General features: G+C 35.6%; 4 protein-coding genes. 3 read left to right on the top strand and 1 reads right to left on the bottom strand.

Annotated features, from left to right (window positions below):
* Nucleotides 1–6 precede the first annotated feature (6 nt).
* The gene (locus tag EYY60_RS08050) at nucleotides 7–2,805 is read right to left on the bottom strand and encodes a glycosyl hydrolase (RefSeq protein ID WP_132988870.1); all 2,799 of its coding nucleotides are present in this window, start codon (nucleotides 2,803–2,805) and stop codon (nucleotides 7–9) included.
* A 447-nt stretch (nucleotides 2,806–3,252) separates the two neighbouring features.
* Here EYY60_RS08050 and EYY60_RS08045 point away from each other — a divergent pair, with 447 nt between their 5' ends.
* The 3 genes from EYY60_RS08045 (at nucleotide 3,253) to EYY60_RS08035 (ending at nucleotide 12,141) form a co-directional block, all read left to right on the top strand.
* A complete protein-coding gene (locus EYY60_RS08045; RefSeq protein WP_132988869.1) occupies nucleotides 3,253–6,408 on the top strand; it encodes a SusC/RagA family TonB-linked outer membrane protein in 3,156 nt (1,051 codons plus the stop codon).
* A gap of 42 nt (nucleotides 6,409–6,450) precedes the next feature.
* On the top strand, nucleotides 6,451–8,553 hold the full coding sequence (locus tag EYY60_RS08040) for a RagB/SusD family nutrient uptake outer membrane protein (protein ID WP_132988868.1): 2,103 nt from the start codon (nucleotides 6,451–6,453) through the stop codon (nucleotides 8,551–8,553).
* Nucleotides 8,554–9,003: 450 nt separating this feature from the next.
* Nucleotides 9,004–12,141, top strand: coding sequence for a SusC/RagA family TonB-linked outer membrane protein (locus EYY60_RS08035; RefSeq protein WP_132988867.1), 3,138 nt, complete (start codon nucleotides 9,004–9,006; stop codon nucleotides 12,139–12,141).
* Nucleotides 12,142–12,155 lie beyond the last annotated feature (14 nt).

Below are 12,155 nucleotides of genomic sequence, written 5' to 3'. Positions count from 1 at the left end.
TAATAGTTAGTTTTGCTGTTTTAATGGTGTAATAGTGATTGGGCCTAAAAGTCCCGACGGCATTGGAGCCCATTTTGTAGCGTCGAATTTTTTATAATCTTTATCTACCATATTAATTTCATAAAAAATCTTCCATTCTTCGCCTTTTAATTCTTTGTTGCGGATTCTATTTGCAGAAAGATTAGTAACCTGAATTTTTAAGGTGTTTTTCCCCGATTTTAATTTTCCGATGTTTAGTTGATAAGGAACTGACCAAGCCGTTCCAATGAATTCTCCATTTAACCAAACTTTTGCGCTTTCGCGGACATCACCCAAGTTTAAACTCCAATTTTCAATTTTTGCATTCGGATTGTCAAATTGCAAAGTATAAGTTGCTGATCCTGAAAATGCTTCGGCTTCTGGACTTAATTTTGTCCAAGATTCTAGATTTGAAATTGTTGCGCTTGGTGGCAATTGCGGTCCGCCTTTGTCGAAATTGATTTTCCAGTTTCCTTTTAACGGAACTGCATCAGCGATTGGTTCGTAATAATTCCATTTTTTCTGCGAAGCTGTATTTTCTGTTTTCAAGAAATAAGATTCTCCCGGTGCAATTTTAATTTTTACCAATGTTTGATTAGCTTCTTTTTTTACAATAGCATTTCCAAATTCTCTAGTTAACGGATTTAGAATTATAACTTCTTTGTTTCCAACTTGAATCGGAATAAAATCATCTATAATTTTTGTAGTATGATTTACTAAATAATAGATTTTTTCACCATCTACATTTCTTCTTGTAAATTTTAAGCCAGTGTTTACAAGTGTTTCAGGATAGATTTGAGTACTTTCCAAAGTTTTTAAAACATCTGCAGTAGGTTTTACCAATTCATTATTTGCTGATAAAAGATTTTGAAGTTCTTTTTCCTGATTTTTATAGTCATTAAAACCTGGAACAGATTCTGGAAGGCTTTCAAAAATGATGTTTGCGCCCTCTTTTTTCAATTCGATTAATTTCTGCAATGTAGCAAGAGGCATTTTTTGAGTTGGCGGAATTACTAAAGCTTTAAAAGAGGTTCCGTTAAGCATGATTTTTCCATCCGTTACTTTCGCATCGGCAATAAAATTATCAGAAATGAAATCTACGCCGTAACCTTTTTGCATCAAATTTTTAGTTGTTTTGTAAAAAGAAGTTGGGTGAAGCCATTCCTGAAGCGAATGTATTTTGAATTCAAAAAATAAAGTTCCTTTTTGGTATTTGTCCCAAGTATCAAATATTGGCCAATAAAGCAGAATTTCATTGTCTGATTTTCCTTGCTGCAACATTGTTTGGCAGTTTGAAATATAAGAGAATAGAGAAGGAGCATCTTCCCAAATACTATTATTGGCGTTAAAATTTACTGACGCATAAAATTGCCAACCCGGCCACGACGCTCTGTCTGGCGAATAAGTAGAACCATGAAGAAAAATATGATTGATACCGCTCAGCATTAAATCTTCAGCTTCTGGTTTGCATTGTGATAAAGCTGCTTTGAAATGTTCTCTAAGCCAAGTAAAAGTCTCAGATGAAACTAGATTTTTACCAGAAATATGCGCAGCAGATGATGAAAATTTCAACATGACTGGATCAGCATCGCCTTCGCGGATATCTTCTTTTTCGCGTCTAAATCCTGGAATATCAAACGGCATAGAACCAAAAGTCTCGCATTCTGGAATATCTGCAGCAGCGTATAAATCAATTAGATTTCCTGGTGATCCATGCGCTTGAAGTTTTGTTTTGAAGTTTTTTGAATGTGCCCATTGTGTCCAAGGCTTGTCAAAATTATTAAGCAATAAATCGCCAATAGTTTGTCGGTAATCACTTCTGATTCGGTTGCCAGTTTCGCCATCCGTTTCATTTAATAATATTGGCAACTCCTTTTTTAGATCATAACCACGCAGTTTTTGAAATTCTTCGAAAAATTTAGGCGTAAAATCGGTACCGTAAACTTCATAGCTATCATTAAAAATAGCTCTTATTTTACCTTCACGGCCTTTAAATGCATTGTTAAACGGAACTACATAAGCATTTAATGCATCTGTTGAATAATGATCTAATGTAAAACCGCTTCCGCCAGGCGCTGCTCTTTTTACCTGCTGTCCTGTTTTTCCGCTAAAAACGGCATACAGTGTATAATCAGTTTTTTTGGCTTTCCATTTTAATTTATTCGGTTCAGTTTGATTCGGAATTTCAACAGTTTTTCCGTCAATACCTTTATCTTTTGTTTTGGTTTGATTCTTTTTTAGTTGATCTGTCAAATTGATGTATGAACCGTCTTTTCCATAAGCTACTACATATAATAGTTCTGCTGGATTTTTTTCTTTTTTATTCTCAAGTGAAATATTTCGGTCAAATGTTTCGTCTTTTTTAAGCGGATATTTTTCAATAATTAGTTTTGTTGCCGCATTAGCGACTGTAACGTGAGATCCGCCATAAGGCCAACCTGTCCCTAAAACCATATCAACCTGCATGTGAAGACTGTCTGCTACATGAATCGTATAATCCAGCATTTCCATCCATTTAGGAGAAAGATAATCGATGAAATTGTTTTCTTCTCCTTTTATTCCATATATAGGAGTAATTTCAACACCGCCAATTCCTGCATTATGAAAATCAGTAAGACTTCTTTTTAAATTAGGTTTATCGACAGCGCTTCCCATCCACCACCAGCGCGCCCATGGCTGATTTACATTTGATGATTTTGGCCAAGGCGAATTTGTTTCCTGAGCTGTAGCATTAATAATCCAGCAAACGGACAATATAATAAGGAAATTTGATTTGGTTATTTTCATTGGTTAAGGTTCAATAGTTTTATGTAGCGGTTACTAATTTACTTACTTCATATAAGTATAGAATCATGCAATAGTAACTTTTTAATAGTTGCAATAAGGTAAAAGTATATGTAGAAACTCAATTTGCTATCCTGTAGCGTCCTGTTTTATGTCTTTTTATTAAAAATCAAATGAGTAATAATTTGTGGTATTTTTTTCTCAATTCGCATTTTTGTGTTCGAATTACTATGAATTACAAAAAAATATTTCAATAAAATTTTTGATATAATATTTGTGGATTCCACACTTATTCGCCCTTGTAAATCAAGGAGTTGAAACTTTTTAAAGTTAAAGAAATTCTAAAAATTGTTATAAAAACCTGAAAGTTAACAGGATACTACAGGATGCTGTGCCATACCGTTCTGGATAAATTTGGATAAACTAATTAATTAACCAAATTTAACTTTTATGAAAAATAGACTTAGTCTTTTGCTTATTTTGGCCTTGTTTGCATTACTGCATACATCAGGTTATGCGCAAAACAAAGTGGTTAAAGGTACAATCACTGATGCGGCTGGACTGCCTATACCAGGAGCAAATGTACTTATTAAAGGAACAAAACAGGGAACAAGTACTGATTTTGATGGTAAATATTCTATCAGTGCAAATACAGGACAAGTGTTGGTTTTCTCATCAACTGGTTCTAAAACTGTTGAAAGAACTGTAAGTACTTCTTCAGAAATTAATGTAAAACTTGTTGAAGAAGTGTCTCAGCTTAATGAGATTGTAGTTGTTGGTTATGGAACTGCAAAAAAATCTGATGTAACGGGATCAGTTTCTACTATATCTGCTGAGAAATTAATGAATAGACCTGTTGCAAGTGCGACTGAAGCTTTACAAGGTAAAATTGCCGGAGTTGATGTAACAACAAACGAGCGTCCTGGAAGTGTTGGTACTGTGCGTATTCGTGGTAATCGATCTTTGACTGCAAGTAATGATCCTTTGTATGTTGTTGATGGAGTGCCATTGATGTCTGCATCTGCAATTGAAACTTTAAATCCAAGAGATATTGAATCTATGGATATTCTTAAAGATGCTTCAGCAACAGCTATTTATGGATCTCGTGGTGCAAATGGGGTTATTATCGTGACAACTAAACAAGGAAAATCTGGTAGATTTACTTTGAATTATACTGGTACGGTAACTACTTCTGAAATTGTTGATAGATCACCATCAATGAGTGCTGAAGATTTTATTACTTACAGACGTTGGGCGGCATACAATCTTGACCCAACTAAATATGCTAATCCAGCAACACCTACGCTTGCAAATGATAAATTGATTTTTGACAGTGCATTAGACGGTCAAACATCAAGAGATAATGTATTGAAAGGATGGGCAAGCGGTACATGGGATGCTTCTAAAGTAACTAACACAGATTGGACTAAATATGTAACTCAAGGTGGAGTTAGTACAGAACATGTTATTAGTGCAAGTGGTGGTTCTGAAAAAGTGAATACATATGGTTCTGTTGGATATTTAGATAATCAAGGTACTCAAAAAGGACAATGGTACAAGCGATATACTGCAAAATTGACTTCAAATATTACTCCAGTTGATTGGTTTAAAATGACAGCTTCTTTTAATGTTTCGTGGAGTGAGCAAGATTATGGGATGTCGACTTTAAGTGCAAGAAGTGGTACAGCGCCAGATGCAATTTATGGTGCTGCTAAACAAATTTACAACATTGCTGTTCCTTATGATGCAAATGGCAATTTGATTATTAATCCAGGTGGTGAATCAGGTGTTTACACGATCATGGATGAATGGAATAAAAGTACGCAGCAATCTCAAACAATGCGTGTCTTAGGTAATTTTTCTGCTAATTTAGATTTTGGTAAAATGACAAAATCATTAGAAGGACTTACTTATAAATTAAACTTTGGACCAGATTTCCGTAGCTGGAGAGAAGGTGTTTACATAGATGGTACATCATCTTTGAAAGTGAATTCAAATGGTAGTGCAGGTACAAATTTTGCCCGCCTTTCAAACCGTCGTGATTTTTCATGGACTGTAGATAACATCATTAACTACGATCGTACATTTGCCGCTAAGCATAAAGTTGGTATGACTTTATTACAGACAGCATCATCTTGGAATATAGAAAACTCTCAAATGAGTGCTAATAATATTCCTAAGCCTTCATTCTTATGGAATGCAATGGGTTCAGTAGATGCGACAAATGCTGCTAATAATGCACGTATGAGTTCAGGTCTTACAGAACGTGCTATTAGTTCTTATATGGCTCGTGCTAATTATGGTTATGACAATCGTTATTTATTGACTGTGTCAGGACGTTGGGACGGAGTTACTCAATTGTCTGAAGGACACAAATGGGACTTTTTCCCTTCTGCAGCATTAGCTTGGCGTATCAACAATGAGGAATTCTTGAAAAATGTTGATTGGATTAAAAACTTAAAACTTCGTTTAGGTTTTGGTACTTCTGGTAACTCTTCTGTTGATCCTTATGGAACTTTAGGAAATATTAGCCAAATTTTCCTTCCTTTTAATGGTCAAAGCAATGCTATAGGTTTTACTACTAATGAACCTTATTATACAGCTAATCAAACTGGAATGCCAAATAAAAACTTAGGTTGGGAAAAAACTACTCAATACAATCTTGGTCTTGATTTTAGTTTCTTGAATAATAGAATTAGCGGTGTAATCGATGCATACAAATCTGATACTAAAGATTTATTATTAAGAGTAGATATACCACCAGTATCTGGATATCCATATATTGTTTCGAACATTGGTGAAACAAAAAATCATGGGATTGAAGTAACGCTTAATCTTATTCCAATTCAAACTGCTACAGGATTTACTTGGGAGACTAATTTGAATGCTGCATTCCAAAAAGATGAAATCGTTTCGTTGGCAAATGGTGCGCAAGACATGGTAAGCAACTCTTGGTTTATTGGACAATCTATCGCTGTTCGTTACGGTTACGATAACGATGGTCTTTGGCAAAACACACCAGAAGATCTTGCTGAGATGGCTAAATGGAATGCTAATGGTTACAAATTTACCCCAGGTAACGTAAGACCTAAAGATCAAAATGGCGATTACAAAATGGATGCTACTGATCGTGTAGTTGTAGGTAATAGCAACCCTCGTTGGACTGGAGGATGGAACAACAGTTTTACATATAAAGGATTTGATTTAGGAATCAATATTATCGGACGTACAGGTTACACGGCATCTTTAGGAGGAGAAGCTTTGACAGCACATGCTAACCAACGTGAAACAGATTACTGGACTCCAGATAATCCAGATGCTGAATTCCAAAAACCAATTTTAGGTCAGGCAACTTCAGGTTCAGCAGATCCTTTTTCTGGACTACTTGGTTTTCAAAAAGCATCATTCGTAAAAATTCGTAATATTTCTTTGGGTTATAATTTATTTAAAGATGTTGCAAATAAAATTGGATTAGCTAACATGAAATTTTATGTTCAAGCTGTAAATCCTGGAAGTATCTACCAATCTTTAAAATGGTATGATTTTGATACTGAAAGAACGTATTTCAATCGCAGTTATGTAATGGGCATTGAAGTTGGTTTCTAATAAATTATTGGCGAATTGAATTATAACATTAAAAGTAACAAAATGAATAATATAAAAAATATCGGAATCGGTCTTTTGATAATGGCAGGGATGACCTTTTCATCATGTTCGAAAGATTTCTTGGACGAAGAACAAACAAATGCATATTCGACAGCATATTTTGATACGCCTGAAGGTCTTGAGGCATTAACAGTATCTCTATATGGTAATATTCGTTGGCATTTTGGTTTTGAATGGTCTTATGGAACTACATTGTATGGTACAGATGAGTTTACCAATGCAAATGACCTTACGAATGAAATGTGGAATACTTACGACAATCGTTTTGGTCCAGTAGGTGCATCAACTTCAACAGGAGCAGCAAATGGAAATGCAACTAACCCAAATGCGGTTTGGGATGAAATGTATTATGGTATTGCATCGGCTAATACGATAATTGCTAAAGCTGAAAAAGTAATTCCAGATCTAAAAACTAGAAATCGTATTTTGGCTCATGCTTACTTTTTAAGAGGATTTAATTATTATAAACTTGTTGCACAATACGGAGGTGTTGTTCTTCAAACTAAACCTATTGAAGGAGTTGTTCGTAACTACGAGCGTGCTACAGAAGAGAAATGTTGGGAACAAGTAATATCTGATTTCCGTGAGGCTTACAAGCTTTTTGAAGGTGAAGTTTTTACTTATGGAAAAGGAGTTACTTGGACAAAAGCGACTGCAGCTCACTTTTTAGCAAAAGCTTTATTGTTCCGTGCATCTGAGCGTAATGATTCTTGGAATGCTTCTTATAAAGATGCTGACCTTAAAGAGGCAATCGATGCTTGTTCGTATGCAATTACTGCTCGTGGTCCTTTAACTGCAAACTATAGTGATTTATATGCAAACTGGACTGGAATTGACTGTCCAAATGAGCAGTTGAATGAAATTTTGATGGCAGCAGGTCACAATGGTGATGCATCTACTGTAGGCCGTTTTGGAAACCGTACTTACAACTATTTTGCTCCTCAATTTTCAAGTTTTTCTGGTGGATGGGTAAGACGTGGAGTTTGGATCGGAAGCATGGACTTCCAACGTTGTCGTCCAACTGAATATACGTACGCAATTTTTGATCACGTAAATGATGCACGTATGTGGAAAACTTTTAGAACTGTTTATGGCGCAAATACTGTTGTTGCTCCTAATCCTTCGGGGGTGAAAGTTGGAGATCCTGGTATTGTGATGATTTTGAATACTAAAAATGACAATACTTATAATGGTGCTAAATTTGGTGCTAGCGCACAGGCGCCAACTTGGACAGATGTTAACGGTCGTCTTCCAGAATGGAATACAGGGGCAAGACAAACTGCTACTACTGGAACTTTAGCAGTTAAAAAGGGACAATTTGTCCCAAACTCTTTGGTACTTTATCAAAATGGGGTTTATGTAGCGCCTACATTTAAAAATCAGCCAATTTGTAACTTCTTTGCTGGTATCAACAAAACCGATGACGGTTCTCGTACAGCTGAAAGAGGTGATGCACACCGTGACGTAATTATGGCTCGTCTTGCTGAAACCTATTTAATACGCGCAGAATGTTATGCTCGTCTTAGCCAATATGGAAATGCAATGACAGATATCAACGTAGTAAGAGCGAGAGCGCAATGGAAAGCTGGTGAAAATAGATCTTATTATAATGACGGTTCTCAAGCATTTAAAGTTAATCCTTTAAATACGGGAACTTCGGCTACAGCCTTTACGGCTTCTAACTTAGATATGAATACGTATTATTTGTCTAATCCAACACTTGCGGTTACAACTGCAGCATCTGATTTAAGATTAACTTCATTCCCTAATAATTTGCCAGCAGAAGATGAGGCAGTTATGTCTAAAATTGGAGCTTCATCAGATAAAGAACGTGCAATCAACTTTATTCTTAACGAGTCTACTCGTGAGCTTTTAGGAGAATGGCAACGTTGGGAAACACTTTCTCGTACAGGAATGCTTATCAAGCGTGCTAAAGCATTTAATGCTGAAGCAGCAGCTAATATCACAGCGAATAAACACGAACTTCGTCCAATTCCTCAAACATTTATTGATGGATTGTTGAATGATGATGGTACTAATTTATCTCCAGCGCAAAAAGCAGCTTGGCAAAATCCAGGTTACTAAACTTTTTAATTTTTTGTTTTTGGAAGCCGCCTCATTTTTGAGGCGGTTTTTTTGTTTTAAGTTCATGGATAAGTACAAAAAATGACGCTAAAATGGTGGCGCAAAACATTTTTTTTAAAATAAAAATGCAATCGATTACATTTTTTTATTCAGATTGTCATAATTTTCAGATATTAATCTTATATTCGATAAAAATTTTTGAATAAAATTACGGTATCTGAAAAAAAAATATTGTTTAATTCAGATATTCACATTTAGAGGTTGTTTCTTCAATTCCCCTTGTAAATCAAGCGCTTGAAGGATTTTATGGTTAAAAAAAACTTAAAAGTAATTTGTAAATCTCTGTATATTAGAATGGTACTAAATTACTTTGCAGGACACTACAGGATAGTGCCGAATTAACTTCTAAATAAATTTGAGTAACTAATTAATTAACCAAATTTAACTTTTATGAAAAACAAATTGAATGTGCTGCTGCTCATAGCCATTTTTGCATTATTCCATGCATCTGGTTACGCGCAGAACAAAGTAGTCAAAGGTACTATTAAAGATGCTACAGGATTGCCAATTCCTGGTGTCAACGTACTTGTCAAAGGAAGCCAAAATGGTGTAAGTACAGATCTGGATGGAAGTTACTCAATTAATGTTGCCACTGGAAATGTTCTTGTTTACAGTTTTATCGGTTTTAAAAAACAAGAAGTTGCTGTTGGCGCTGCAACTGTTTACAATGTAGTACTGAAAGAAGAAGACAATTCTCTTGAGGAGGTAGTCGTAGTAGGTTACGGTACAAAAAAGAAAAAGGATCTTACTGGATCAATCGTGAGTGTAAATGCTGATGAAATTGCATCGAGACCTGTTGTAAATGCTGTACAAGCCATGCAAGGTAAAGCCGCCGGTGTTGATGTTGCTTCAAGTGAGCGTCCTGGAACTGTAGGAGCTATTACTATTCGTGGTGCTCGTTCTATTTCTGCTTCTAATGCGCCTCTTTACGTAGTTGATGGTATTCCATTGAATACAAGATTAGTGACAGACCCATCAACAGGAAAAATTAGTGTTGATGCCAATTCAGGAGGAATCGATTTCTTGAATCCAACTGATATTGAAACAATCGACGTTTTAAAAGATGCTTCGGCGACTGCGATTTATGGTTCACGTGGTGCAAATGGAGTTGTTATCGTAACAACAAAAAAAGGTAAAAACGGAAAATTTACGTTGAACTATGATACATCTTTAATGACAGAAACAATTCATGAAAATGCACCTATGATGACGGCAGGAGAATATATTGAATTTCGTCGTTGGGGAAGATATTACTCTAATCCATCTGCTTTTCCAAAAGGAGATGCGCCTACTATCGAAAATGACAAATTGATTTTCTTGGCTTCTGCAGATCCTTCTGCGTGGGCTAATATTGAAAAAGGATGGAGAGATGCTAATGGAAATCTTACTACAACTTGGGATGGCTCAAAAGTAGCAACAACAGATTGGACAAAATTTGTATCACGTACAGGAATCACGCAACAGCATACAATTGGTATAAGCGGAGGAACTGAAAAAATGAAAGGTTACGGTTCATTCGGTTATTTAGATAATACTGGAACTTTATTCGGACAAAGTTATGTGCGTTATAGCGGTACAGCAAATGTTGATATTACGCCAACAAAATGGTTTTCTATGGGTGTTAGCCTTAATACTAGTTATGGAATAAATGAATACGGACAGTCAAACGTAGGTAGAACTGCGGTTACAAGTTCAACAGGAATTTATGCAACTGCCCGTACCAACCTTCCTTACGCGGTTCCTTATGATAGCAACGGAAACAGAATCGACAATCCTGGTGGAGATTCGACAATCAGAACTCCAGTTGATGAGTATAAATTATCTCAAGATCAAAGAGTGACATTGCGTGCTTTTGGTAGTTTATATGCTCAATTTGATTTAGGGGCAATTTCTTCTAAGCTTGACGGATTAAAATACCGTATCAATTTTGGTCCAGATCTTACTTCATATCGTGATGGTGTTTATTTGGATGGAAAATCAGCGATTCGTTCTGGAACTAGTTTCGCTTCTTTAACAAATGAAAAATCGATTTCATATACATTAGACAATTTAGTTTTCTACAACAAAACTTTCGGAAACCACACTTTTGGAGGAACATTGTTAATGAGCCAGACTGAATATCACAATGAAAACAGTTCAATGTCTGCTAATGATATTAAAAACCCTGAAAACAAATGGAATGCCCTAAATCCTGCAAACGTTACGCTTGCTGGATATTCTTCAGGTTTGACTGATACAGGTTTACTTTCTTATATGGGTAGAGTAAATTACTCGTATGCAGATAAATATTTGCTAACAGCTTCAGGCCGTTATGACGGAGCTTCGCAATTAGCGTCAGAAAACAGATGGGCGTTTTTCCCAAGTGCTTCTGCAGCCTGGGTGATCAATAAAGAGAAATTCTTAGAAAACGTAACTTGGATCAATCAATTAAAAATGAGAATTGGTTACGGTGAAACTGGAAATGCTGCAGTGCCAGCATATGCAACACAACCACCGTTGGTTGGTATTGTATATCCAAACGGATCTGGAGTTGTAAACAATACCTCTTTAGGAAATGTCGATTTAGGTTGGGAAAGAACTGCGCAATTTAACTATGGTATTGACTTCGCATTGTTCAGTAACCGAGTATCTGGTGCTTTGGATTATTTCACTAGTAAAACAACAGATTTATTGTTGAAAAGTAGTGTGCCAACAGTTATTGGAGTAAAAGATACTTACCAAAACGTTGGAGAAACTGAAGGACATGGAGTTGAGCTTACGTTGAATACCGTAAACGTTACGTCTAAAGATTTTGAATGGACAACTAATATCAGCGCTTCCTATCAGCAAAGCAAAATTGTTTCGCTTCAAAATGGAAAATTTGACGACATCAATAACAATTTATTCATTGGAAATTCTCAAAACGTAATTTATGGTTTCCAATCTAATGGAATTTGGAAGCCTGAGGATGCTGCAGAGATGGCGAAATTCAATGCCGCTGCAGGATCAAATATTTTCTCTTTTGGTAACGCAAGACCGGTTGATCAAAATGGCGATTATAAAATTGATGCTAATAATGATCGTGTGATCATTGGTTCAAAAGATCCAAAATACATTTTTGGGATGACCAATAATTTCAATTACAAAAATTTCGAATTGACATTTTTTGTTTACGGAAAAATGGGCTATTTATATGATACAGGCGGTGAAAATGAAGGAGCAAAAGGAAGTCAGAGATCTATAAATTATTATAATGACAACAACATTAATTCAGAGTATCAAAAACCAATTTATTCTGCAGGTACAGGAGATCCTTATTATCCAATTTTAGGATACCGTAATGGTTCATTTTTGAAAATGAGAAATATTTCTCTAGGATATCATTTCGATAAAGATTTAGTACAAAATCTAGGACTTTCAAAATTGAGAATATATTGCCAGGTGAATAACCCAGGCATGGTTTTCACAAAAGTAAAATGGACTGATTTGGATACGCAAACAACAGCGTCAAACAGAGGTATAACTTTAGGGTTAAATGTAGGATTCTAAATTAATTTAAAAAC

The organism is Flavobacterium zhairuonense (assembly GCF_004352915.1).
Taxonomy (GTDB): domain Bacteria; phylum Bacteroidota; class Bacteroidia; order Flavobacteriales; family Flavobacteriaceae; genus Flavobacterium; species Flavobacterium zhairuonense.
The sequence above is the reverse complement of the archived record's forward strand: the minus strand, read 5'-3'. Positions and strand labels throughout refer to the sequence as shown.